Origin of the sequence: Kluyvera sp. 142486, assembly GCF_046569695.1 — a bacterium.
Taxonomy (GTDB): domain Bacteria; phylum Pseudomonadota; class Gammaproteobacteria; order Enterobacterales; family Enterobacteriaceae; genus Kluyvera.
Window position 1 is genome coordinate 1 of the sequence record NZ_JBKHUI010000032.1, and the last position, 23,878, is coordinate 23,878.

General features: G+C 54.0%; 21 protein-coding genes. 12 read left to right on the top strand and 9 right to left on the bottom strand.

The features are described from left to right. Nucleotides 1-622 precede the first annotated feature (622 nt). Complete coding sequence (galR, locus tag ACLGE8_RS22250) at nt 623-1,639, top strand: HTH-type transcriptional regulator GalR (protein ID WP_185667943.1); 1,017 nt, start codon at nt 623-625, stop codon at nt 1,637-1,639. On the opposite strand, the gene ACLGE8_RS22255 is transcribed toward galR, so the two are convergent. Next, on the bottom strand, nt 1,600-2,076 hold the full coding sequence (locus ACLGE8_RS22255; RefSeq protein ID WP_411001270.1) for a GNAT family N-acetyltransferase: 477 nt from the start codon (nt 2,074-2,076) through the stop codon (nt 1,600-1,602). The genes galR and ACLGE8_RS22255 overlap by 40 nt on opposite strands. A gap of 194 nt (nt 2,077-2,270) precedes the next feature. Between ACLGE8_RS22255 and ACLGE8_RS22260 the strand changes: the two genes are divergently transcribed. Continuing rightward, nucleotides 2,271-3,272: a LacI family DNA-binding transcriptional regulator gene (locus ACLGE8_RS22260; RefSeq protein ID WP_185668074.1), complete on the top strand. Its 1,002-nt coding sequence runs from the start codon at nt 2,271-2,273 to the stop codon at nt 3,270-3,272. Nucleotides 3,273-3,352: 80 nt separating this feature from the next. Here the strand turns inward: ACLGE8_RS22260 and lysA are convergent, their stop codons facing one another. Beyond that, nucleotides 3,353-4,609: a diaminopimelate decarboxylase gene (gene lysA / locus ACLGE8_RS22265; protein WP_411001272.1), complete on the bottom strand. Its 1,257-nt coding sequence runs from the start codon at nt 4,607-4,609 to the stop codon at nt 3,353-3,355. Between the two features lie 119 nt (nt 4,610-4,728). On the opposite strand from lysA, the gene ACLGE8_RS22270 reads away from it, so the two are divergent. Next, complete coding sequence (locus ACLGE8_RS22270) at nt 4,729-5,655, top strand: LysR family transcriptional regulator (protein WP_411001274.1); 927 nt, start codon at nt 4,729-4,731, stop codon at nt 5,653-5,655. Here ACLGE8_RS22270 and ACLGE8_RS22275 read toward each other — a convergent pair. Next, the gene (locus ACLGE8_RS22275) at nt 5,652-6,344 is read right to left on the bottom strand and encodes an aspartate/glutamate racemase (protein ID WP_411001276.1); all 693 of its coding nucleotides are present in this window, start codon (nt 6,342-6,344) and stop codon (nt 5,652-5,654) included. The genes ACLGE8_RS22270 and ACLGE8_RS22275 overlap by 4 nt on opposite strands. A gap of 143 nt (nt 6,345-6,487) precedes the next feature. On the opposite strand from ACLGE8_RS22275, the gene ACLGE8_RS22280 reads away from it, so the two are divergent. From ACLGE8_RS22280 to ACLGE8_RS22305, 6 genes are all read left to right on the top strand, one after another. Next, nucleotides 6,488-6,814 (top strand): cupin domain-containing protein, encoded by a 327-nt coding sequence (locus ACLGE8_RS22280; RefSeq protein WP_411001278.1) that lies wholly within the window; start codon nt 6,488-6,490, stop codon nt 6,812-6,814. Between the two features lie 638 nt (nt 6,815-7,452). Continuing rightward, nucleotides 7,453-8,343, top strand: a complete 891-nt coding sequence (locus tag ACLGE8_RS22285) for a carbohydrate ABC transporter permease (RefSeq protein ID WP_185670025.1) — start codon at nt 7,453-7,455, stop codon at nt 8,341-8,343. Beyond that, a complete protein-coding gene (locus ACLGE8_RS22290; RefSeq protein ID WP_035893992.1) occupies nt 8,336-9,238 on the top strand; it encodes a carbohydrate ABC transporter permease in 903 nt (300 codons plus the stop codon). Before ACLGE8_RS22285 ends, ACLGE8_RS22290 begins: the two co-directional genes overlap by 8 nt. 12 nt (nt 9,239-9,250) lie before the next feature. Beyond that, nucleotides 9,251-10,378 (top strand): ABC transporter ATP-binding protein, encoded by a 1,128-nt coding sequence (locus ACLGE8_RS22295; RefSeq protein ID WP_411001281.1) that lies wholly within the window; start codon nt 9,251-9,253, stop codon nt 10,376-10,378. Nucleotides 10,379-10,392: 14 nt separating this feature from the next. Continuing rightward, the gene (locus ACLGE8_RS22300; protein WP_185670022.1) at nt 10,393-11,679 is read left to right on the top strand and encodes an ABC transporter substrate-binding protein; all 1,287 of its coding nucleotides are present in this window, start codon (nt 10,393-10,395) and stop codon (nt 11,677-11,679) included. 69 nt (nt 11,680-11,748) lie between these two features. Beyond that, nucleotides 11,749-12,876: an oligogalacturonate lyase family protein gene (locus ACLGE8_RS22305; RefSeq protein ID WP_411001283.1), complete on the top strand. Its 1,128-nt coding sequence runs from the start codon at nt 11,749-11,751 to the stop codon at nt 12,874-12,876. 85 nt (nt 12,877-12,961) lie between these two features. On the opposite strand, the gene ACLGE8_RS22310 is transcribed toward ACLGE8_RS22305, so the two are convergent. The 3 genes from ACLGE8_RS22310 to kduI form a co-directional block, all read right to left on the bottom strand. Beyond that, on the bottom strand, nt 12,962-14,380 hold the full coding sequence (locus ACLGE8_RS22310; protein ID WP_185670020.1) for a sugar porter family MFS transporter: 1,419 nt from the start codon (nt 14,378-14,380) through the stop codon (nt 12,962-12,964). 478 nt (nt 14,381-14,858) lie between these two features. Further along, entirely contained in the window at nt 14,859-15,620 is a 762-nt protein-coding gene (kduD, locus tag ACLGE8_RS22315) for a 2-dehydro-3-deoxy-D-gluconate 5-dehydrogenase KduD (RefSeq protein WP_185670018.1), read from the bottom strand. Between the two features lie 68 nt (nt 15,621-15,688). Next, a complete protein-coding gene (kduI, locus tag ACLGE8_RS22320; protein ID WP_185670017.1) occupies nt 15,689-16,525 on the bottom strand; it encodes a 5-dehydro-4-deoxy-D-glucuronate isomerase in 837 nt (278 codons plus the stop codon). 476 nt (nt 16,526-17,001) lie between these two features. Between kduI and ACLGE8_RS22325 the strand changes: the two genes are divergently transcribed. Then, nucleotides 17,002-18,177, top strand: coding sequence for an oligogalacturonate lyase family protein (locus ACLGE8_RS22325; RefSeq protein WP_411001286.1), 1,176 nt, complete (start codon nt 17,002-17,004; stop codon nt 18,175-18,177). Between the two features lie 295 nt (nt 18,178-18,472). Here ACLGE8_RS22325 and ACLGE8_RS22330 read toward each other — a convergent pair whose 3' ends face one another. The 3 genes from ACLGE8_RS22330 to ACLGE8_RS22340 form a co-directional block, all read right to left on the bottom strand. Next, nucleotides 18,473-19,186, bottom strand: coding sequence for an oligogalacturonate-specific porin KdgM family protein (locus tag ACLGE8_RS22330; RefSeq protein ID WP_411001287.1), 714 nt, complete (start codon nt 19,184-19,186; stop codon nt 18,473-18,475). Between the two features lie 478 nt (nt 19,187-19,664). Further along, nucleotides 19,665-20,849 carry an acetyl-CoA C-acetyltransferase gene (locus ACLGE8_RS22335; protein ID WP_411001289.1) on the bottom strand — a complete coding sequence of 395 codons (1,185 nt, stop codon included), beginning with the start codon at nt 20,847-20,849 and terminating at the stop codon, nt 19,665-19,667. A 111-nt stretch (nt 20,850-20,960) separates the two neighbouring features. Then, complete coding sequence (locus ACLGE8_RS22340; RefSeq protein ID WP_411001291.1) at nt 20,961-21,830, bottom strand: LysR family transcriptional regulator; 870 nt, start codon at nt 21,828-21,830, stop codon at nt 20,961-20,963. Nucleotides 21,831-21,924: 94 nt separating this feature from the next. Here ACLGE8_RS22340 and ACLGE8_RS22345 point away from each other — a divergent pair, with 94 nt between their 5' ends. Next, nucleotides 21,925-22,386: a multidrug/biocide efflux PACE transporter gene (locus tag ACLGE8_RS22345; protein WP_411001293.1), complete on the top strand. Its 462-nt coding sequence runs from the start codon at nt 21,925-21,927 to the stop codon at nt 22,384-22,386. Nucleotides 22,387-22,497: 111 nt separating this feature from the next. After that, a complete protein-coding gene (locus tag ACLGE8_RS22350) occupies nt 22,498-23,727 on the top strand; it encodes an amino acid permease (RefSeq protein WP_411001295.1) in 1,230 nt (409 codons plus the stop codon). The last annotated feature ends 151 nt before the right edge of the window (nt 23,728-23,878 follow it).

Below are 23,878 nucleotides of genomic sequence, written 5' to 3' on the forward strand. Positions count from 1 at the left end.
GTTTTAACAAATCAAAAGGGGTTTTAATAACTGGCTTAAAGCTGAAAGCTTTCCGGAACCCCCAGCCTAGCTGGGGGTTTTCTGTGCACAAAAAAAACCTGCGCATCTGCGCAGGTCGGTGTAAGTGATGAAGTACGCAAGGCGTACCATGAAACATTCACCAATCAATACCTCTGGGACCGCTATTGTCGCGCTCTCCCCACTCTGCAACCAGCGGAAAAGCGCAAGAGAGTAAGCGGAAATGAAACGAGGTATTGCGATATTCGGGAACTGTAACAGGCGAGCGCGAGGCAAAAAAAAACCTGCGCATCTGCGCAGGCTGGTGTAATCAAGTGGTCAACCTTGTGGGGCGACTTCACCTATCAATACCTCTGGGATAGTCAGATTAGCAAGTCGACTAATACGTCCTCCAGCAGACATTCGCAACAGCGTTTCGCAAAGTGTAAGCAAACGTTTGAATTCTCGCGTTTCGTTGCAGGGCGGGTGTAACTTTTCCACAGAATGTCACGTTTGCATCATCATTGTGCAATTCGCCGTTCCGCCCTCCTTGAATAGCGGGGAGATTTCCGTAACACTGTTATGGTGTAAGCGTTTACCCCCCGAATTTTGATTAAGGCATATTATGGCGACAATTAAAGATGTGGCCCGGCTTGCAGGCGTCTCCGTCGCCACCGTATCCCGCGTCATCAATAACTCCCCAAAAGCCAGCGATGCCTCACGTCAGGCCGTTTTCTCCGCGATGGAGTCTCTCAGCTATCACCCTAACGCCAACGCGCGCGCCCTGGCCCAGCAGTCGACCGAAACCGTCGGCCTGGTGGTCGGCGATGTCTCCGATCCTTTCTTCGGCGCGATGGTAAAAGCCGTGGAGCAGGTGGCCTACAACACCGGAAATTTTTTGCTGATCGGCAATGGCTACCATAATGAAACCAAAGAGCGTCAGGCGATCGAGCAGCTCATTCGCCACCGCTGCGCGGCGCTGGTTGTGCATGCCAAGCTTATTCCCGACGCTGAGCTGGCGGGGCTCATGAAGCAGATCCCCGGCATGGTGTTGATAAACCGCATTCTGCCCGGCTTTGAGAAGCGCTGCGTGGCGCTGGACGACCGCTACGGCGCGTGGCTCGCCACCCGCCATCTGATTCAGCAGGGCCATACCCGCATCGGCTATATTTGTTCGAACCATACCATTTCGGATGCGGAAGATCGTCTGCAGGGCTACTACGATGCGCTCAAAGAGAGCGGCCTGCCGTGCAATGAACGGCTAGTCACTTTCGCCGAGCCGGACGAGAGCGGCGGTGAGCAGGCGATGACCGAGCTGTTAGGCCGCGGCAAGCAGTTTACCGCGGTGGCCTGTTACAACGATTCGATGGCCGCAGGGGCAATGGGCGTGCTCAACGATAACGGTATCGATGTGCCGCAGGAAATTTCGCTGATTGGCTTCGATGATGTGCTGGTTTCCCGCTACGTGCGTCCGCGTCTGACCACCATCCGCTACCCGATTGTCACCATGGCAACCCAGGCGGCGGAGCTCGCACTGGCGCTGGCGGATAACCGCCCGCTGCCGGATATTACCCACCTGTTCAGCCCGACGCTGGTGCGCCGTCATTCGGTCATTGCACCAGGTGAAGAGGTAAGGTCGTAGCGATATAAATGCACGGTGGTGTCTGGGTAGTCCAGCGCATCACCGATGTACCGCCAGCCAAAGCGTTCGTAAAAATCCCGGCAGGCGGAATAGAGGAAAAGCTGGTCAAAGCCCTGCTGACGGGCATAGTCGATGACATACTGCTGAAGTTTCCCTGCCAGCCCGCAACCACGCGCCGATTCATCTACATACAGCGCCGCCATCCACGGCCAGAGATCCTGGCGGCTTATCAGGTCGCAACGCCACAGCCCGACCGTGCCGAGCAGCGTTTCCCCTTCGGTTGCGATAAACGTTATCGGCAGCGCGGCGGGCGTCTGGCTATGCGCAATAATGCTGGCAAAAAAGTCGCGCGACAGCCCATCACCAAATGCCTGCCAGAGCCAGTCAGTAACCTGCGGGGCATGCTGCGGCGCAGCGTAGAGCGGTAGAATATTCATATCACTGTCTCGTTGTCGGCCATCAGGCATCGTCGATTATGGATTATTCGCTTATGCAAGGTGGATATTCTACCCGGCAGCGCTAAAAAGCGTGATCTCGGTGGTTATTTGCCGCTTTCATAGAGCTTATGCCGCTGAATGTCTGTGATAAACTGCGGAACAAAATGAAGTCTCAGGAAATAATAATGTCAACAATGCTGGATGTATCAATACGTGCTGGGGTCTCGAAAGCGACGGTTTCTCGCGTGCTGAATGGTACGGGCCAGGTGAAAGAGAGCACCCGTCAGCAGGTGTTCAAAGCAATGGAAGAGTTAGGCTATCGCCCTAACTTTCTGGCGCGCTCGCTGGCTAACCGCACCAGCAACAGCATTGGCCTCGTAGTTTCCACCTTCGACGGCTTCTACTTTGGTCGACTGCTTCAGCAGGCTTCCCGCCAGACGGAAGCCTGGGGCAAGCAGCTTATCGTCACCGACGGTCACGATACCCCTGAGCGGGAAGAACAAGCGGTGCAGATGCTTGCCGACCGTCAGTGCGATGCCATCGTGCTGTACACCCGTCATATGAGCGAAAAGGCGATCATGTCGCTGGTCAACAGCACGCCGATGCCGCTGGTCGTCATCAACCGCGACGTTAGCCAGGCGCGTGAACGCTGCGTCTTCTTCGAACAGCAGGATGCCGCGTTTCAGGCCGTCGAATACCTGATTACTCAGGGCCACCGCGATATCGCCTGTATCACCGTTCCTATCCATACGCCAACCGGTAAAGCGCGTTTGCAGGGCTATCGCCGGGCGCTGGAGCAAAACGGTATCAAGTGGGACCCGGCAAAGGTGAAGCACGGCGATTCCACCATGAACTGCGGCTATGACATGTGCAATGCGCTGCTGGAGGAGAAGGTGAAGTTCAGCGCGCTGTTCGCCTGTAACGACGATATGGCGCTCGGTGCGTCAAAAGCGCTGCACCAGGCAGGGCTTAAGATCCCGCAGGATATTTCACTGTTCGGTTTCGATGATGCGCCTAGCGCCAAATGGCTGGAGCCTGGGCTCTCTACCGTCTATCTGCCGATCGATAATATGATCGTTACCGCCATCGATCAGGCGATTAAGCTGGCAAGCGGGGAAGAGATCGAGACGATCCCGCCGTTTACCGGCACACTGGTACTACGCGATTCGGTGACGACGGGGCCTTATTACAAATAACGTGCCGGATGGCGGCGCAAGCGCCTTATCGGGCCTACATCCCCGTAGGCCCGATAAGCGCAGCGCCATCGGGCATTCCCTCAGATAAGCTCTAACGCCAGCAGCTCTTCAATCGTCTGACGACGACGAATCAACCGCGCCACGCCGTTATCAAACAGCACTTCCGGCAGCAGCGGGCGGCTGTTGTAGTTTGATGACATCGACGCGCCGTACGCGCCGGTATCGTGCAGCACCAGGTAATCTCCCGGCACCACCGCAGGCAGCAGGCGCGTTTCGACTTTACCGCCCTCCTGCTGGGTAAAGACATCGCCCGATTCACACAGCGGCCCGGCCACCACGGTCTCAATTTGCGGCACGGCGTCCAGTGCGCGACCATCGCCCGCCAGCGCGGAAATATGGTGATAGCTGCCGTACATCGCCGGGCGCATCAGATCGTTAAAGCCGGCGTCGATCAGCACAAAGTGACGGCTACCCATCTCTTTCACGCTGCGTACCTGCGCTACCAGTACGCCGGATTCCGCCACCAGGAAACGGCCCGGTTCCAGCTCCAGCTTCACCGGGTGACCCAGGTGTTTCGCAATCTGCTCGCGCGCGGCGTTCCACAGGCCGAAGTAGTGATCGGTGTCGATCGCCTCTTCCCCTTCGCGATACGGGATAGATAAACCGCCGCCCGCGGAGATCGCCTCCAGATCCTGACCAAATTCAATCACCTGACGTACCATCGCGCCGCACACCTGCTCAAGATGGCCGTAGTCCACGCCGGAACCAATGTGCATGTGAATGCCCACCAACTTCAGCTGATGACGCTGGATCACCTCAAGCGCCGCCGGAAGATCGCTATACCAGATCCCGTGCTTGCTGTTTTCGCCGCCGGTATTGGTTTTCTGGCTGTGGCCGTGACCAAAGCCTGGGTTGACGCGCAGCCACACGCGGTGCCCAGGGGAAACCTGGCCAAGCTGCTCCAGCATATCGACAGAACCGGCGTTGACCGGAATGTGCAGCTCGCGCACACGGGCCAGCGTGGCCTCATCAATGGTATCGGCGGTAAAAACGATATCGTCCTTACCCGCTTCGTAACCGGCAACCAGCGCGCGCTCAATTTCACCTAAAGAAACAGAGTCCACCTTTACGCCCTGCTCGCGCATCAGGCGCAGAATATGGATATTCGAGCACGCCTTTTGGGCAAAACGCACCACGTCAAACTGATGCAGTTTGGCAATCTGCGCGCGGATAATCTGCGCATCGTAGACCCACACCGGGCAGCCAAATTCAGCAGGCAGGCGCAGCAGGTTGTCAGCGGTGAGGTCGGTTTCAGTATTGTTGAGCGGGCGTGGCATGGGTGAACTCCGGTAATCATCTTTTTAGTGATTACGCCACAGCCTGAAGCGAATAAAAAATATCGTTTTATCGCGAGTCTATGCAAAAATGATATGGATTGATAACCCGAGGATTGCCGATGCCAGCCGTTAACCTGCGCCATATCGAAATATTTCACGCCATCATGACGGCGGGTAATCTGACGGAAGCCGCCCGTCTGCTGCACACCTCGCAGCCCACGGTCAGCCGCGAGCTGGCGCGCTTTGAGCAGGTGCTGGGGCTCAAGCTGTTTGAGCGCAGCCGAGGCCGCCTGCATCCCACCGTTCAGGGGCTGCGGCTGTTTGAAGAGGTGCAGCGCTCCTGGTACGGGCTGGACAGGATCGTCAGCGCCGCGGAAAGCCTGCGCGAGTTCCGCCAGGGCGAGCTGTCGATTGTCTGCCTGCCGGTCTTTTCCCAATCCTTTTTGCCGCCGCTGCTGCAGCCGTTTCTCACCCGCTACCCACAGGTGAATATTCAGATCGTGCCGCAGGAGTCACCGCTGCTGGAAGAGTGGCTGTCGGCGCAGCGTCATGATTTGGGCATTACCGAGACGCTGCATACGCCAGCAGGCACCGAACGGATGCCGCTGCTGACGCTAAATGAAGTGTGCGTGCTGCCGCAGGATCATCCACTGGCGGCGAAAACGGTGCTGACGCCCGCCGATTTTCAGGGCGAGAACTATATCAGCCTGTCGCGCACTGACAGCTATCGCCAGTTGCTGGATACGCTGTTCAATGAGCAGCAGGTGAAAAGAAGGATGGTGGTGGAGACGCACAGCGCGGCTTCCATTTGCGCGATGGTCAGAGCGGGCGTCGGCATTTCGGTGGTCAATCCGCTGACCGCGCTCGACTACGCCAACAGCGGCGTGGCTATTCGACGCTTTAGTATTGATGTACCGTTTACCGTCAGCCTGGTTCGCCCGATACACCGCCCCCGCTCCGCGCTGGTCGAAGCCTTTACCGCCCACCTACAGCAGAGCCTGCCGCAGATAACGACGCCGCTGGAGGCGGTGCTGAGCAACCGTTAAGAGAGTATAAATTCAACCGCGTCCGCCGCATGAATCGCCGCGGTATCAAACACCGGCAGCGGGCTCAGTGCTGTCGGCACCAGCAGGCCAATCTCCGTACAGCCAAAAATCACCCCTTCCGCGCCCTGACGCGCCAGAGTTTCAATCACGCCGAGATAATAGTCGCGTGACGCCTCGCTGAATTCGCCCAGGCACAGCTCATCGAAAATAATCTGGTTAATCTTCTGACGTTCATCCTGATCCGGGATCAGCGTGTTAATGCCAAATTCCTGCTGTAAGCGCCCGCGATAGAAATCCTGTTCCATGGTATAGCGCGTGCCGAGCAGCGCCACGTTGGTCATCTTCTGCTGGCTGATGGCGCGGCCGGTCGCATCGGCAATATGCAGGAACGGCACGTCACAGGCGGTTTCGATAGCCCCGGCAACTTTATGCATGGTGTTAGTACACAGCACGATACCTTCGGCTCCCGCCTGCTGAAGACCTACCGCCGCCTGGGCCAGAATGTCTCCCGCTTTCTGCCAGTCGCCCTGAGACTGACAAAGCTCAATCTCGTGGAAATCGACGCTGTGCAGCAGGATCTGCGCCGAATGCAGGCCGCCCAGCCGTTGCTTCACTCCTTCATTAATCAGGCGATAGTAGGGAATGGTGGATTCCCAGCTCATGCCACCCAGAAGACCAATCGTTTTCATGCCGTTTACCTTGTTTGGTGTCGTTCCGCTAGTGAACCAAAGTTGTGATCAACTTTCCACATCTGCGGCGATAGATTTCTTTTTGATCGTTTCTGGGATAAATTTAATGAAACAACGTTTCAACATACCAACAGGACCGCCTGATGTTTATTTTTCATAAAGAAACCACCCTTGAAGATCTGGGCAATGGCGTAACCCGCCGCATTCTCGCGCACGATGGCAAAATGATGGCCGTTGAGGTGAACTTCGAGCAGGGCGCCGTCGGCCCGATGCACAACCACCCGCACGAGCAGCTGACCTACGTGCTGTCCGGCGAATTCGAATTCACCATCGGTGACGAAAAGCACGTCGTTGCCGCAGGCGACACGCTGTATAAGCAGCCGAACATCATGCACGGCTGCGTGTGCCTGAAAGCGGGTACGCTGCTGGATACCTTTACGCCGATGCGTCAGGATTTCCTTAAAGCCTGATATCGTATAAAAACAGCCGGGTATCGTTTTACGATCCCCGGCTGTTTTTTTTATTACTCCATTCTTCCTGGCCCTGCTTTTTTACGCGCTAAATATTCGTTATTTCCAACGAAACCTATCACGTCTAATCATTATCAGCATACCAACGAACGGTATTCATTACGTTACTCAACCTTATCGTTATTGCTGCGGCACGCTATTTCTTGCACCGCTAAAAATTAGTGGATTAATCATTTGAACGATCAATTATATCGTTTTTTTAGGCCGTCAACTTCCATACCAGATCTCCCGGGAAGCGCCGTACTACCTGCAAAAACGCCATCGCCATCACTTTAATGAAACATCGTTTCGACTTCGATCACACTTTCACGATTAATCGAATGACGCAGAAACAAATCGCAATAAAATAAATTTAAAACGGCGTTTTATAAAAAAGCCCTCACAAAGAGCAAGATTTTAAAACGCCAACGAACCAAACAATGGATAGCGCAAAAAGATTTTGAATTACATTTACTTACAGGGAAAGGCTGAATGACCGATAACAAGCTAACACTTTAAACACCCCAGGCGCCAGTAGGCGCAGGGGATGTAACAGACACCCAATCCGTTTGACACACTTGTTCGCCAGGTAGGTATGTATGAATGAAAACAGAATGTTGGGATTGGCCTGGATTTCACCCTATATCATTGGGTTGATAATCTTCACGGCCTTCCCGTTCGTTTCATCTTTCTTCCTCAGTTTTACTGAGTATGACTTGATGAGTCCGCCGGTATTTAACGGCATTGAGAACTATCGCTACATGTTTACAGAAGATGCCCTCTTCTGGAAATCCATGGGCGTTACGTTCGCCTACGTATTTTTAACTATTCCGTTAAAGCTCGCTTTTGCTTTAGGGATTGCGTTTGTTCTTAACTTTAAATTACGCGGTATCGGCTTCTTCCGTACGGCTTACTATATTCCGTCTATCCTCGGTAGCTCCGTGGCTATCGCCGTACTGTGGCGCGCACTCTTCGCCATCGACGGCCTGCTGAACAGCTTTATCGGCGTGCTGGGCTTCGATCCGGTTAACTGGCTGGGCGAACCTTCACTGGCGCTGATGTCCGTTACCCTGCTGCGCGTATGGCAGTTCGGTTCCGCGATGGTTATCTTCCTGGCCGCACTGCAAAACGTACCGCAGTCCCAGTATGAAGCCGCGATGATCGATGGCGCATCCAAATGGCAGATGTTCATGAAAGTGACCGTGCCGCTGATTACGCCGGTTATCTTCTTCAACTTTATCATGCAGACCACCCAGGCATTCCAGGAGTTTACCGGCCCGTACGTGATTACCGGCGGCGGCCCAACCTACTCGACGTATCTGTTCTCGCTGTACATCTACGACACGGCGTTCAAGTACTTCGACATGGGTTACGGCGCAGCGCTGGCATGGGTTCTGTTCCTGGTGGTTGCTGTCTTCGCAGGCATCGCCTTTAAGTCTTCAAAATACTGGGTGTTCTACTCCGCCGATAAGGGAGGCAAAAATGGCTGATATCCAACAAATCTCAGACGCAAGAACCATCGCCGAGCGTGAGGTTGCCCGCACCCTTCGTCGCGAGAAGATCAACGCCTGGATTCGCTACACCATCCTGCTGATCGTCGGTCTGTTAATGCTCTACCCGCTGGCGTGGATGTTCTCGGCGTCGTTCAAACCGAACCACGAGATCTTCACCACCCTGAGCCTGTGGCCAGCACACGCTACCTGGGACGGCTTTATTAACGGCTGGAAAACCGGTACCGAGTACACCTTCGGTCATTACATGCTGAACACCTTCAAGTATGTGATTCCTAAGGTCATTCTTACCATTATCTCTTCCACCATCGTGGCGTACGGCTTTGCCCGCTTCGAGATCCCATGGAAGAAATTCTGGTTCGCGACGCTCATCACCACCATGCTGCTGCCGAGCACCGTACTGCTGATTCCTCAGTACCTGATGTTCCGCGAAATGGGCATGCTGAACAGCTACATGCCGCTGTACCTGCCGCTGGCCTTCGCAACGCAAGGGTTCTTCGTCTTCATGCTGATTCAGTTCCTGCGCGGCGTACCGCGTGACATGGAAGAAGCGGCGCAGATTGACGGCTGTAACTCCATCCAGGTGCTGTGGTACGTGGTGGTACCGATTCTGAAGCCGGCGATTATCTCCGTCGCCCTGTTCCAGTTCATGTGGTCCATGAACGACTTTATCGGCCCGCTGATCTACGTCTATAGCGTTGATAAGTATCCGATTGCACTGGCACTTAAAATGTCCATCGACGTGACCGAAGGCGCGCCGTGGAACGAAATTCTGGCAATGGCGAGCATCTCCATTCTGCCATCTATCATTGTGTTCTTCCTGGCGCAGCGCTACTTCGTACAGGGCGTTACCAGCAGCGGAATTAAAGGTTAAGAGGGATATATCATGGCTGAAGTTATTTTCAACAAACTGGAAAAAGTGTACTCCAACGGCTTCAAAGCGGTACATGGTATCGACCTTAAGATCGCAGAAGGCGAGTTCATGGTTATCGTCGGTCCGTCCGGCTGCGCCAAGTCCACCACCCTGCGTATGCTGGCAGGACTTGAAACCATCAGCGGCGGCGAAGTTCGCATCGGCGAGAAAATTGTTAACAACCTCGCGCCAAAAGAGCGTGGGATTGCGATGGTGTTCCAGAACTATGCGCTTTATCCACACATGACCGTGCGTGAAAACCTGGCGTTCGGCCTGAAGCTGAGCAAGCTGCCGAAAGCGCAGATTGACGCACAGGTTAACGAAGCGGCAAAAATCCTTGAATTGGAAGAGCTGCTGGACCGTCTGCCGCGCCAGCTCTCCGGCGGCCAGGCGCAGCGTGTGGCCGTAGGCCGTGCGATTGTGAAAAAGCCAGACGTGTTCCTGTTCGATGAACCGCTATCTAACCTGGATGCCAAGCTGCGTGCGTCGATGCGTATCCGTATTTCCGACCTGCACAAGCAGCTCAAAAAATCCGGCAAGCCAGCGACCACCGTCTACGTGACCCACGATCAGACCGAAGCGATGACCATGGGCGACCGTATCTGCGTGATGAAACTCGGTCACATCATGCAGGTAGACACTCCGGACAACCTGTACCACAAGCCGAAAAACATGTTCGTCGCCGGCTTTATCGGCGCACCGGAAATGAACATCCGCGCCTGCAAGCTGGTGAATAAAGAAGGCACCCTGAACCTGGCGATTGGCGATGAGTTCATGGCGCTCAGCGAAGGGCTGAACCAGAAACTGGCCGGTCATGACAATGAAGAAGTGTTCTACGGTATCCGTCCTGAATTCGTCTCGATGTCCGACGAGCCGTTTGCTGAAGGCGGCTGCAGCGGTGAAATGGTTCGCGTGGAAAACATGGGCCATGAGTTCTTCGTTTACCTGAAAGTGGCGAACTACGAGCTGACGGCACGAATCCCTTCAGATGAAGCTAAACCAATGATTGATAAGGGGCTTCATCGTAAGGTGTACTTCAAGTTTGATATGAATAAATGCCATATCTTTGATGCTAAAACTGAACAGAACCTCTCCCTATAATCTGGAGTATTAAAATGAAAAAAGTGCTTTTAAGCGCAGCAATCTCCGCCACTCTGGGTCTGACCGCCCTTCCTTCGATGGCAAAGGATGTTGACCTTCGTATGTCCTGGTGGGGCGGCAACGGCCGTCACCAGGTGACTCTGAAGGCGCTGGAAGAGTTCCACAAGCAGAACCCGGACATTAACGTGAAGGCCGAGTACACCGGTTGGGACGGTCACTTATCCCGTCTGACCACTCAGATTGCTGGCGGCACTGAACCGGACGTGATGCAGACTAACTGGAACTGGCTGCCGATCTTCTCGAAAAACGGCGACGGCTTCTACGATCTGAACAAAATGAAGGACGTGATCGACTTAAGCCAGTTCGATGCCAAAGAGCTGCAGTCCACCACCGTCAACGGCAAGCTGAACGGGATCCCAATCTCCGTTACCGCTCGCGTGTTCTACTTCAACGATGAGACCTGGAAACAGGCAGGCGTAGCCTACCCGAAAACCTGGGACGATCTGCTGGCGGCGGGTAAAACCTTCGAAAGCAAGCTGGGCAAACAGTACTTCCCAGTAGTGCTGGAGCACCAGGATACCCTGGCGCTGCTGAACTCCTATATGACGCAGAAGTACAACATTCCGGCTATCAACACGGACACCAAGAAGTTCTCCTACTCCAAAGAGCAGTGGGTTGAGTTCTTCCAGATGTACAAAAAGCTGGTCGACAGCCACGTGATGCCTGATACCAAGTACTACGCGTCCTTTGGTAAGAGCAACATGTATGAAATGAAGCCGTGGATCCAGGGCGAATGGGGCGGTACTTACATGTGGAACTCCACCATTAACAAGTACTCCGATAACCTGAAGCCACCAGCGAAGCTGGAGCTGGGTAGCTATCCAATGCTGCCGGGCGCTACCGACGCGGGTCTGTTCTTCAAACCAGCACAGATGCTCTCCATCGGCAAATCCACCAAGAACCCGGAAGCCGCTGCGAAAGTCATCAACTTCCTGCTGAACAGCAAAGAAGGTGTCGATACCTTAGGTCTGGAACGTGGCGTGCCGCTGAGCAAAGTCGCGGTGAAATACCTGACCGAAGACGGCATCCTGAAAGAGAGCGATCCTTCCGTTGCGGGCCTGCGTCTGGCGCAGTCTCTGCCAGCGAAGCTGAGCGTCTCTCCTTACTTTGACGATCCGCAGATTGTTGCCCAGTTCGGTACCACGCTGCAGTACATCGACTACGGCCAGAAATCCGTAGAAGAAGCAGCAGCGGACTTCCAGCGCCAGGGCGAGCGTATTCTGAAACGCGCTATGCGCTAATCGCGATTTAGCTATCAATACCCTGCAACTTCCGGTTGCGGGGTATTTTTTTATTCAAGGAGAAAGCACATGAAAGGCAAAATCATCCCGCTGAATTTCCGTACGCAGAAAGACAGCGAAACCGGTCACGAGGTGATCCGGATGACGCCACCGCACATTATTTGCCACCGAAACTACTTCTACCAAAAATGCTTTACCCGCGACGGCGGCAAGCTGATTTTTGGCGGCGCATTCGAGGGGCACTGGAACTACTATTTACTGGATATTGCCGCTCAGCAGGCGACCCAGCTTACCGACGGCGCGGGGGATAACACCTTCGGCGGATTCCTGTCCGACGACGATCAATCCTTATGGTACGTGAAAGACACGCGCCAGCTAAGACGCCTGGATCTCTCGACGCTGGAAGAGTACGTGGTCTACGAAGTGGACGATGAGTGGGTTGCCTACGGCACGTGGGTCGCGAACTCAGACTGCACGAAGCTCGTCGGCATCGAAATTAAAAAAAGCGACTGGCAGCCGTTAACCGACTGGTCGAAGTTCCGCGCCTACTACTTTACCAACCCGGAATGCCGCCTGATTAACATCGATCTGAAAACCGGGGAGCAGCGGACCATCCTGCAGGAAAAACGCTGGCTCGGGCATCCTATCTACCGCCCGTTTGACGATAAGACCGTGGCGTTTTGCCACGAAGGGCCGCGTGATGCCATCGACGCGCGCATGTGGCTGGTCAATGAAGACGGCAGCAACGTTCGCTGCGTGCGTCAGCATCAAAAAGGGGAAAGTTTTACCCACGAATTCTGGGTGCCGGACGGCTCCGCGCTTTACTACGTCGCGCATGAGGAGAACAGCCCGCACCGTTATCTCTACAGCGCTGACCCGGCAACGCTGGAAAACCGCCAGTTGATGGCGATCCCGCCCTGCTCCCACCTGATGAGTAACCACGACGGTTCCCTGGTGGTTGGTGACGGCGCGCCGCATAACACCGGCGACATCAGCCTGAACGATCCGTTTATCTGGGTGTTTGATTTAAAAACCGGTGAGAAAAAAGCGATTTGTCAGCATAACAGCAGCTGGAAGGTGCTGGATGGCGACCGTCAGGTTACCCATCCGCATCCGTCGTTTTCGCCGGACGGTGAGTGGGTGCTGTATACCTCGGACGCTGAGGGAATGCCAGCGCTGTATTTAGCGAAGGTGTAAAAGCCGGGTGGCGGCTACGCCTTACCCGGCCTACATTTGGCGCGACTTTATAGGCCCGGTAAGCGTAGCGCCACCGGGCTCTCCATCAGACGCCGATATCCCGTAATTTCTCGCCTTTCATCAGCTTACGTTCAATGTGCTCCAGCGTAACCCCTTTGGTTTCCGGAATCAGCCAGAAGGTCACGCCGATAAAGGCCACGTTCAGCACGGTATAGAGCCAGAACGTCCCCGCCGCGCCGATGGAATCCAGCAGCGTCAGGAAGGTTGCGCCGATAATCATGTTCGACACCCAGTTGGTGGTGGTAGAACAGGTGATACCAAAATCGCGGCATTTCAGCGGCTGAATTTCAGAGCACAGGATCCACACTACCGGCGCCGCGCTCATCGCATAGCCCGCAATACACATCATGGTCATGCCGACGGAGAGCCAGGAGAGCCCGCTGCTCGCGGTGCCATTATCAAACTGCATCAGGCAGTAGCCCAGCACCAGCGTACCGATAGCCATTACCGTAAAACCAATTTTCAGCGCCGGTTTGCGTCCAGCTTTATCGACGGTAAACACCGCAATAAAGGTGGCGAACATAAAGGTTAAGCCGACCACCAGGGTGGCAATCATCTGCTGCTCGGTGGTGGTGAAGCCGGCCATTTTGAAGATGCGCGGCGCGTAGTACATGATGATGTTCATACCGGTAAACTGCTGCATCGCCTGCAGCAGCATGCCGAGGAACACCGCGCGGCGTACGTTGCGGTTCACCTTGAACAGCGCCCAGCCGCCCTGCTTCAGCTTGAGGCTTTCACGAATTTCATTCAGCTCGTCGCGCGCTTTTTCAGAGGTGTCGCGCAGCATGCGCAGCACCTCTTCCGCTTCAATATGACGGCCTTTTTCCGCCAGCCAGCGCGGGCTATTCGGCAGGAACACTACCAGCACTATCAGCACCAGAGCAGGCAGCGCCAGCACGGCGAGCATCGCACGCCAGTTGCCGCTATAGCTAAACGCGGTGTCGGAGAGAAACGCCATCACGATACCCAGCGTCACCATCAGCTGGTACATACTGATCATTTTGCCACGCACGTTTTCACTCGCCATTTCGGACAGATACAGCGGCGCGGTATACGAAGCGATCCCCACGGCAACGCCGAGAATAACCCTGGCAACCAGCAGCATTTCTACGTTAACGGCAAAACCGGAGCCCAACGAACCGGCGACGAACAGCACGGCGCCGACCATCAGGCTGTATTTACGGCCCAGGCGGAACGACAGCCAACCGTTGAACAGCGCGCCGATGGCCGCCCCCAGCATCATACTGCTGACCACCCACTCCTGCAGGCGGTTAGAGAGCACGAAGTGATCGGTGATAAAGGGCAGCGCCCCGGCAATCACCCCGATATCAAGGCCAAAGAGCAGCCCCGCCACCGCAGCGGCAAAGGAAACAAACATGTTCATGCGTCGGGTATCGCGCTGGGCGTTCGGCATTAACGTTGAATCGTTGCTGATTGAAGTCATTTTTTTCCTGCCAGACAAAGTAAGACATGGAATGAAAATACGAGATAGGCGCACCAGACCGTCAGGCCATAAACGTTATTAATATGGATGATATTGCTGCATAGGTCGGTTTTGTGATGGACATTCGACTTTCGCATGGAAGTGAAACCCGTTACATATCGTCAAAAAACCCTACAACACATACGTCACTATTTTTGGATAGGTGAAGCGCCATGGACAATATGAATGCGTCGATATGGATAATTAAAGCCCTCAGTGTCGCTTTGCTCGGCCGGGCTACGATGCGGGATTTGTAGGCCTGATAAGCGCAGCGCCATCCGGCAACCCGGCGCCGATCGCCGGATGGCGCTGCGCTTATCCGGCCTACATTTGAGTCTACAGATGGCATTGGCGTAGCCCGGCCGAGCGTAGCGACGCCGGGATCGCACAGACATAAAAAAACCTGCCGAAGCAGGTTTTTTCACATCCAGACGCTAACTTAGCGAGCCAGCCAGCCGCCATCAACTGCTACGGTGTAGCCGTTGATGTAGTCAGACGCAGGAGAAGCCAGGAAGACGATTGGCCCCATCAGATCGCTTGGCAGACCCCAACGACCCGCCGGAATACGGTCGAGGATCGCCGCGCTACGCTCTTCGTCAGCGCGCAGCTGCTGGGTGTTATTGGTGGCCATGTAGCCCGGTGCAATTGCGTTCACGTTGATACCGTGTTTCGCCCACTCGTTCGCCATCAGGCGGGTTACGCCCATCACGCCGCTTTTAGACGCGGTGTAAGACGGAACGCGGATGCCGCCCTGGAAGGAAAGCATGGAGGCGATGTTGATGATTTTGCCGCCGTTACCCTGCGCGATGAAGTGCTTAGCCGCGGCCTGAGACATGAAGAACACGCTCTTGATGTTCAGGTTCATAACGTCATCCCAGTCTTTTTCGCTGAAGTCGATCGCGTCTTCACGACGAATCAGACCCGCGTTGTTCACCAGGATATCGATATGGCCGAATTCAGCCACCGCACGCTCCAGTAGTTCTGGAATGCCATCGATTTTACGCAGGTCGGCGGTCAGGCTCAGGAAGCGACGGCCCAGTGCGGTAACGCGTTCGATGGTTTCGGTTGGCTCAACGATGTTGATACCAACGATGTCGCAGCCCGCTTCCGCCAGACCCAACGCCATACCTTGACCCAGACCGGTATCGCAACCAGTAACCACGGCAACTTTGCCCTGCAGAGAGAATGAATCCAAAATCATTTTATATTCCTTGTCGTTTTGCGCCTGTACCGGACAGGCATCATTAATCTAATGCTTGCTGTCCGCGACTAGCGCAGATCCCTAACTGCTACATGATCCATGTCATCAAAGACCTGGTTCTCACCCACCATTCCCCAGATGAAGGTGTAAGCCTTCGTACCGACGCCGGAATGAATTGACCAGCTCGGTGAAATCACCGCCTGTTCATTGTGCATAACAATATGACGCGTTTCCTGCGGCTGCCCCATCATATGGAACACGCAGCTGTCTTCATCCATGTTGAAATAGAAGTACACTTCCATGCGGCGCTCGTGGGTATGGCACGGCATGGTGTTCCACAGGTTACCTGGCGCCAGTTCGGTCAGGCCCATGCTAAGCTGGCAGGTTTCCAGCACATCAGGAACAAAGTATTTATTGATGGTACGGCGGTTGCTGGTGAGGTCATCCCCAAGCGTAACCGGCGCAACGTCTGCGGGCGTGACCTTTTTGGTCGGGTAAGTGGTGTGGGCCGGTGCGCAGTTATAGTAAAACTTCGCTGGTTTCGCCGCATCAATGCTGGCGAACACCACTTCTTTCGCGCCCTTACCGACGTACAGGGCATCGCGATGACCAATTTCGTAGCATTTACCGTCTACGGTAATCGTGCCCGCACCGCCAATGTTGATGACGCCCAGCTCACGACGCTCGAGGAAATAGCTGACACCAAGCTGCTTGCCGACTTCGCCGCCGACGGAGACCGTTTTCGCCACTGGCATAATGCCGCCAACGATAATGCGGTCGATATGGCTATACACCATGGTGTATTCATCAGCAGTGAAAACCTGTTCAACTAAAAACTCGTCTCGAAGGCCCTGCGTATCCAGCGTTTTAGCGTGAGCGCTATGAATGCTCTGTCTGACTTCCACCTGAACCTCCAGGAAAATGTGGTTTTATCTTCTATTTTAGAAACGAAACTGCGTTCCGCTTTGTTTAATGCTTGTATCTTATCCCTGATGAAATGGGTTTTCAATTACAAATAAAACATCGTTTCATTTTTTCTGCGTAATAATATCAAAAATGCAAAAGCGATCACGAATATGCACTTTTGCCGCGTTGCAAAAAAACAAAAAATACTATTATTCATTCAGTTACAGGTTTCTTTGAAAAATTACCACTTTAGTAGAAAGGATGTCGCGAAAACAAAGGCGAGCTTGACAAGCTGCAGATTGGCTACACAAAAAAGTAGCAGAAATGATGATTTTTCGTATAAAGTGGGTTTGACATCACAAACAATGAAACGCTGTTTTGATAAATTAATACCCAATTTTTAAAATAACATCAGAATCGGCCAGCATGGGAGATAGCACCCTGCGACCGCTAGAGTGAGTGAAAGGAGAGCATCATGGCTAAAGGCATGCGGGTTAAATTGAACTATGAGGTCAGCCGCGACCCAGATACCGGCGCGGAGGTCACCCGCTTAACGCCACCGGAAGTAACGTGTCATCGTAACTACTTCTATCAGAAGTGTTTCTTTAATGATGGCAGCCACCTGTTATTTGCCGGCGAGTTCGATGGCCACTGGAACTACTATTTACTGGATGTCGCCAACGCCGAAGCCGTACAGCTGACCGAAGGCGCGGGTGATAATACCTTTGGCGGCTTCCTCTCTCCGGACGATAAATCACTCTACTATGTGAAGAACGACCGTACGCTGCTGGAAGTTAACCTGAAAACCCTGGTCGAGCGTGAAGTGTACCGCGTGCCGGATGAGTGGGTTGGCTACGGCACCTGGGTATCAAACAGCGACTGCACCAAGCTGGTTGGCATCGAAATCGCGAAGAGCGACTGGACGCCGCTGAACGACTGGCAGCTGTTCCACGATTTCTTCCATAAAGGCCCGCACTGCCGCCTGCTGCGCGTTGACCTGAAAACCGGCGAAAGCGAGACGATCCACGAAGAAAAAATCTGGCTCGGCCACCCAATCTATCGTCCGTTTGACGACAGCACCGTAGCCTTCTGCCACGAAGGCCCGCACGACCTGGTCGACGCGCGTATGTGGCTGGTTAATGAAGACGGCAGCAACGTTCGTAAAGTCAAAGAACACGCGGAAGGCGAAAGCTGCACGCACGAATTCTGGGTGCCAAACGGATCCGCGCTGGTGTACGTCTCCTACCTGAAAGGACAACAGGGTCGCACCATCTACCGCTTCAATCCGGACACCAATGTGAACGAAGCGCTGATGCAGATGCCGGCCTGCTCTCACCTGATGAGCAACTTTGACGGCACGATGCTGGTTGGCGACGGCTCCGGTACGCCGGTTGATGTGAAAGACACCAGCGGCTACACCATTGATAACGACCCGTATCTGTACGCGTTCGACGTGGCAAAACAGGCCTACTTCCGCATTGCTCGTCACGATACGTCATGGGCAACGGTACAAAACAGCCGTCAGGTAACTCACCCGCATCCGTCCTTTACCCCGGACGACAGCGCGGTGCTGTTCAGCTCTGACAAAGACGGTAAGCCGGCACTGTACATTGCCAAACTGCCTGCTGAACGTGTGCTAGTAAAAGCCTAATAAATCTAAGTTTTGTGTTTCTGTAACTGGCCTTGCCCTCCTCTGGAGGGCTTTTTTTTGTCCGTTTTTTGGGGGCGTGCGGTAACCCTCACCCTAACCCTCTCCCCGAAGGGGCGAGGGAACATTCCGTGCGGTAGTTAGTCAGGTGACTCAAATATTAATAGCCGCACCCAACGGTTCCCTCTCCCTTTTTAAGGGAGAGGGTTAGGGTGAGGGGAAACAGTCGTACCGCTCCAAAAACGAAAACCCCCGGCTAAATGCTCCGGGGGGAAAACGGATGAGGGTCCGAATTTATTTAGAAGGAGTAAGCGACGCCCACACGTAAACGGGTCTGACGTTCATCGGTAGATTTCACGCCCACGTTACCCACTTCAAAGTACGGGGACCAGTTCTTATCCCATTTGTACGCCAGCTTCGCGTTATATTCGGTGCTGTACGGTTTATTGTTATTACGATACAGGCTCTTATGCTGATCGTCGGCTACCGTACTGCGTGCATACACGTAGTTCAGCTCTGCACGCCAGTCGCCCATCGCCCAACCAACCCAGGTATCCACTTTGTTCACTTTATCGTCAACGCCGCCGTTGCTAGAGGTTGCCGGTACGCGGGTGTATTCATAACGGTAACGGGCTGCGACGTAGAAACCGCTATCAAAGCTGTACTGCGCATGCAGATAAGGTTTGTAGATTGAGAAGCTGTCCTTACTCTCAATGTTAAAGCCTGGGTTCAGGGCAAAGTTATCTGTCGCCTTCCAGCGCCAGTTGATGGACTCTTCATGACCATTACCCACCATTTCGTTAAACGGACGATCCTGTTTATCAGTATCGCCACCCGTTTTCCATTTTGCTTCCACGCCAAAACCAAGACCGTTATCAAAACGATGGGACACCGCAACACGGTCTGCGTTGGAGCCGCTGTCAATATATTCATGACGCAGGTCAACGGTTACCGCAGATGCAGCGAAAGACATACCAGATAATACGGCCAGGGCCAGAGTTTTCTTAAACATTTGCCATCCCTCAATTAAAATTATGTTTCTTTTTTATGAAATTGGATTTTATTTTTTCCGGTTGTGTATTTTAGTGATCAAGATCGTAATTATTTGTTTCATAAAATCCGGCACAAGAAGGACGTGATAAAGCTCAACAAAAAATCAAAAATACCCCTTAAAAATAAAACCCAGATCACAAATATTTATATAATCGTATTTTAAATAAGTAAAATAATCATAAATAACAACTAGTTATCCAAAAACAAATAACTACAGTTATTCTTAGCAATAGTAATAATTTATGTTTTACTAATAATTTGCCTAAGCGTTATCTCATGCGCGCCATTTACAACTGATACAAATAAACACAAATGCATAAGGGAATGAACTAGACAGAAGTCCATTGCTATTCTCATAAACTCAGGCATATAAACAAAAAAAGACCTCAATTGAGGTCTTTCTGGAAGGGGGGAATTAAGGGAAAACTAAAGCGTTATTACTGAATATCACGTTCAACAGCAAGCGCCACGCCCTGACCGCCGCCGATGCACAGCGTGGCCAGTCCTTTACGGGCATCGCGTTTCACCATTTCGTGAACCAGCGACACCAGGATACGGCAGCCTGAAGCACCGATAGGATGCCCTAACGCAATCGCCCCGCCGTTGACGTTGACCTTCTGCTCGTTCCATTCCAGCATTCTGCCCACCGAAATGGCCTGTGCGGCAAACGCTTCGTTGGCTTCAATCAGATCGACATCGCTCAACTGCCAGCCAGCTCGTTCAAGGCAGCGGCGAGTCGCATAGACCGGCGCGATGCCCATTAACGCAGGGTCGACGCCAACGCTGGCGAAAGCACGGATCCTGGCAAGGATCGGTAACCCCAGTTCCAGCGCTTTGCTTTCACTCATCATCAGCACCGCCGCCGCGCCGTCATTAATGGACGAGGCGTTGCCCGCGGTCACGGAACCAGCATGATCAAAAGAGGGAACCAGACGCGCCAGCGCTTCGGCACTGGCATCGGTTTGCGGCTGTTCATCGGTATCGACAATATGTGAACCGCCAGGCTGTAGATTGACGACCGGGACAATCTCATCGCGAAAACGTCCAGAGTCGATGGCCCGACGCGCTTTGTGCTGTGAGCTAAGCGCCCAGGCATCCTGCTGCTCGCGGCTGATACCATACTCGCGCGCCAGGTTCTCCGCCGTCACGCCCATATGGTAGTCATTGAAAGCATCCCACAGGCCGTCGTGCACCAGGCTATCAATCAGCTGGCTGTTGCCAAGCTGCGCACCGGTGCGGCTATCGGTCAGTACATGTGGGGCGCGGCTCATATTCTCCTGCCCACCGGCAATCACCACGTCGGCTTCGCCGCACTGAATCGCCTGCGTGGCCAGATGCAGCGCTTTCAGACCAGAGCCACACACATCATTGATGGTAATCGCCGAAACGGTATTCGGCAGGCCGCCTTTAATCGCAGACTGTCGCGCCGGGTTCTGTCCGGTTCCCGCCGTTAATACTTGACCAATGATCACCTCATCGATGGTCGCGGCGGAGATTCCGCTACGTTCGACCAGGGCATTAATCACCAGGCTCCCCAACTCCACGGCGGAATGGCGGGCAAGCGCCCCCTGAAAACAGCCTATGGGCGTGCGGACAGCACCTACGATAACGACGTCTTTCATCTCGACCTCAGCGCAAAATTATCCGCGTATAGTAGATGATTGTTATCAACTATTTTCGTGATTGTTTAAAAAAAGTGAGTTTTATCACAAAGGAAATTCACCCCATTTCATTCAGGCAGAAACCTGCTGCAAATACTGACGCAGCCAGCTTCCCGCTGCCCCCAGCGGTGAGGCTTTATGCCACAGAAGGTCGGTCGATACCGAGATTGGCCAGCCCACAATATCCAGCATAGTCAGCTCCGCCGAGCGCGCAAATTCGTCCACCAGCGCGCAGGGCAGCGCACACCAGCCTAGCCCCTGCGCCGCCATGCTCAGCAGCATCAGATAGTTTGGCGCAGACCACACTGGCCCACGCGCAGGCGTAGTGTGATTTTCCAGATAAGTATTCAACCGCAGCTCGCGCCAGGTGCTTAATTGCTCCCACTCCAGGCCTCGCTCGGTAGCCAAGGGATGGGTCGGCGACACGTAAATCGCCATACGCGTCTGCATCGGCAAACGGGTGTGGCCCATATCGGTAGGATAGCTATCCCGCGCTTCAATCAGCCCCACCTGCGCGCGCCCTTTTTGCAGCAGATCGACAACGTCGTCGTCTTCCCCCACCAGGCACTCAAACTCCGTATGCGGAAAACGGCGGTCGAACTGGGCCAGCAGATCTTCGAGCACATCAGGATGCAGCGTATCGGAAAGCACAAAGGTCAGCCGCGCCTCGGTCTCACCGCTAAGCGACACCGCCAACTCATCCAGCCGTTCGCTGGCACTCAGAATGGCCTGCACGTAGCTCAACACCCGCTGCCCCTCGGCGGTGAGCAGCGGCTGACGCGTGGAACGGTCAAACAGCGTCACGCCGAGATCCGCCTCAAGGTGGGCAATGGCGGTGCTGATAGTGGACTGACTTTTCCGTAAGCGACGTGCCGCCGCGGAGAAAGAGCCGCAGGAGACGGTTTCAACAAACGCGGTCAGGGCTTCGGGAGAATAGCGCATGATGTATCTACTTTATCGATGGTTTCTATCTTTTACTTATCACATTTATCCATAAAATGCCCACTATTGCCTTCCATAAATCAAAGGTCACAAAATGCAAAACGATTCATTACATCGCAGAAAACTCCCGGAGCGTATCTTCCATGCCGTGTGCTTCGAGGGGATCGCCACCGCGATCCTCGCCCCTACCGCGGCTTATTTGATGCAGCGCTCCGTACTTGAAATGGGCGGGCTAACGGTGATTCTGGCCACCACCGCGATGATCTGGAACATCATCTACAACGCCGGCTTCGACCGCTTCTGGCCGGTGACCCGCGTTATCCGTACCGCTAAAGTCCGTGCGCTGCATGCGCTCGGCTTCGAGTGCGGGTTTATCGTTATCGGGGTGAGCATCGTGTCGCTGGTGCTGGGCGTGACGCTGCTGCAGGCGCTGACGCTGGAGATTGGTTTCTTCCTGTTCTTCCTGCCCTACACCATGCTCTACAACTGGGTGTACGACACCCTGCGCGAGCGCATTATCAAGCGTCGTCAACAGAACCTTTACGCGCAAAATTAATCTGCTTTTCAGGCCGATAACAATCGGTCTGAAAATGTTCAGCCACACGAAAAGCTAATTATGGTAAATTATCCGCCATTTTTTTGGTTTTATGGTTGATATATTCAGATAATGTCTAAAATTTGGTCTAAAGAAGAGACGCTATGGAGCTTTGCCTTATATGGCACTGCCGTCGGCGCGGGGACCCTTTTCCTGCCCATCCAGCTTGGCGCCGCAGGTGCCGTGGTGCTGTTTATTACCGCCCTCGTCGCCTGGCCCCTGACCTACTGGCCGCATCGCGCCTTATGTCAGTTCATCCTGTCCGCTAACACCCCGGCAAGCGTGGGTATCACCGGTGCCGTCAGCCACTATTACGGCAAGAAAATCGGCAACCTGATTACTACGCTCTACTTCGTTGCCTTCTTTGTGGTGGTCTTGATTTACGCGGTCGCCATTACCAACTCGCTCACCGAGCAAATTGGTCACCATATGCCGGTCGATCTCACCACGCGAGCGTTGGTCAGCCTTGGCGTCGTACTGTTGCTGAACCTGATCTTCCTGACGGGCCGCCAGACGACCATCAAGGTGATGGGCATGCTGGTCTTCCCGCTGATTGCCTACTTCCTGTTCCTGTCTATCTACCTGACCGGAAGCTGGCAGCCGTCGCTGCTGACCACGCAGATGGACGTCAGCACGCATACCTTGCACCAGGTGTGGTTATCCATTCCCGTGATGGTTTTCGCTTTTAGCCATACGCCGATTATCTCCACCTTCGCCATCGACCGGCGGGAGAAATATGGCGAGCAGGCCATGGGTAAATGCAAAAAAATCATGAAGGTGGCGTATCTCATCATCTGCCTGAGCGTGCTGTTCTTCGTGTTCAGCTGCCTGATGTCGATTCCACCGTCCTATATCAATACGGCGAAAGCGGAAGGCGTAACCATTCTTTCCGCGCTGTCGATGATGCCAAACTCCCCGAGCTGGCTGTCGATTTCCGGGATTGTGGTTGCCGTGGTGGCGATGTCGAAATCGTTCCTCGGCACCTATTTCGGGGTGATTGAAGGGGCCAGCGATTTGGTAAAATCGTCACTAAACCAGGTCGGCGTGCGCAAAAGCCGCTCCTTTAACCGCGGGCTCTCGATCCTGCTGGTGTCGGCGGTGACCTTTATTGTTTGCTGCATTAACCCGAATGCGATTTCGATGATCTACGCCATCAGCGGTCCGTTGATTGCCATGATTCTGTTTATCATGCCGACGCTGTCGACCTATCTGATCCCGTCGCTCAAGCCTTACCGTTCTATCGGTAGCCTGATTACGCTGATTGTCGGTCTGCTGTGCGTATCGGTGATGTTCTTCGGGTAAGGCAATGGCTGTTCCCGGCGGCGCTTCGCCTTGACGGGCTACGGTTTAATTATTACGTGACTAGTCCTGATATAGGTTGACAGTTTTCTGTCGATAAAACGCCTGATGAACGTCATCGGGCGTTTTGTACTTCAGGGCCAGATGTGGCCGT

What these genes read in the sequence shown, in the direction of transcription:
- galR (WP_185667943.1), top strand. Translation starts at nt 623, where the DNA reads ATGGCGACAATTAAAGATGTGGCCCGGCTTGCAGGCGTCTCCGTCGCC.
- ACLGE8_RS22255 (WP_411001270.1), bottom strand. Translation starts at nt 2,076, where the DNA reads ATGAATATTCTACCGCTCTACGCTGCGCCGCAGCATGCCCCGCAGGTT.
- ACLGE8_RS22260 (WP_185668074.1), top strand. Translation starts at nt 2,271, where the DNA reads ATGCTGGATGTATCAATACGTGCTGGGGTCTCGAAAGCGACGGTTTCT.
- lysA (WP_411001272.1), bottom strand. Translation starts at nt 4,609, where the DNA reads ATGCCACGCCCGCTCAACAATACTGAAACCGACCTCACCGCTGACAAC.
- ACLGE8_RS22270 (WP_411001274.1), top strand. Translation starts at nt 4,729, where the DNA reads ATGCCAGCCGTTAACCTGCGCCATATCGAAATATTTCACGCCATCATG.
- ACLGE8_RS22275 (WP_411001276.1), bottom strand. Translation starts at nt 6,344, where the DNA reads ATGAAAACGATTGGTCTTCTGGGTGGCATGAGCTGGGAATCCACCATT.
- ACLGE8_RS22280 (WP_411001278.1), top strand. Translation starts at nt 6,488, where the DNA reads ATGTTTATTTTTCATAAAGAAACCACCCTTGAAGATCTGGGCAATGGC.
- ACLGE8_RS22285 (WP_185670025.1), top strand. Translation starts at nt 7,453, where the DNA reads ATGAATGAAAACAGAATGTTGGGATTGGCCTGGATTTCACCCTATATC.
- ACLGE8_RS22290 (WP_035893992.1), top strand. Translation starts at nt 8,336, where the DNA reads ATGGCTGATATCCAACAAATCTCAGACGCAAGAACCATCGCCGAGCGT.
- ACLGE8_RS22295 (WP_411001281.1), top strand. Translation starts at nt 9,251, where the DNA reads ATGGCTGAAGTTATTTTCAACAAACTGGAAAAAGTGTACTCCAACGGC.
- ACLGE8_RS22300 (WP_185670022.1), top strand. Translation starts at nt 10,393, where the DNA reads ATGAAAAAAGTGCTTTTAAGCGCAGCAATCTCCGCCACTCTGGGTCTG.
- ACLGE8_RS22305 (WP_411001283.1), top strand. Translation starts at nt 11,749, where the DNA reads ATGAAAGGCAAAATCATCCCGCTGAATTTCCGTACGCAGAAAGACAGC.
- ACLGE8_RS22310 (WP_185670020.1), bottom strand. Translation starts at nt 14,380, where the DNA reads ATGACTTCAATCAGCAACGATTCAACGTTAATGCCGAACGCCCAGCGC.
- kduD (WP_185670018.1), bottom strand. Translation starts at nt 15,620, where the DNA reads ATGATTTTGGATTCATTCTCTCTGCAGGGCAAAGTTGCCGTGGTTACT.
- ACLGE8_RS22325 (WP_411001286.1), top strand. Translation starts at nt 17,002, where the DNA reads ATGGCTAAAGGCATGCGGGTTAAATTGAACTATGAGGTCAGCCGCGAC.
- ACLGE8_RS22330 (WP_411001287.1), bottom strand. Translation starts at nt 19,186, where the DNA reads ATGTTTAAGAAAACTCTGGCCCTGGCCGTATTATCTGGTATGTCTTTC.
- ACLGE8_RS22335 (WP_411001289.1), bottom strand. Translation starts at nt 20,849, where the DNA reads ATGAAAGACGTCGTTATCGTAGGTGCTGTCCGCACGCCCATAGGCTGT.
- ACLGE8_RS22340 (WP_411001291.1), bottom strand. Translation starts at nt 21,830, where the DNA reads ATGCGCTATTCTCCCGAAGCCCTGACCGCGTTTGTTGAAACCGTCTCC.
- ACLGE8_RS22345 (WP_411001293.1), top strand. Translation starts at nt 21,925, where the DNA reads ATGCAAAACGATTCATTACATCGCAGAAAACTCCCGGAGCGTATCTTC.
- ACLGE8_RS22350 (WP_411001295.1), top strand. Translation starts at nt 22,498, where the DNA reads ATGTCTAAAATTTGGTCTAAAGAAGAGACGCTATGGAGCTTTGCCTTA.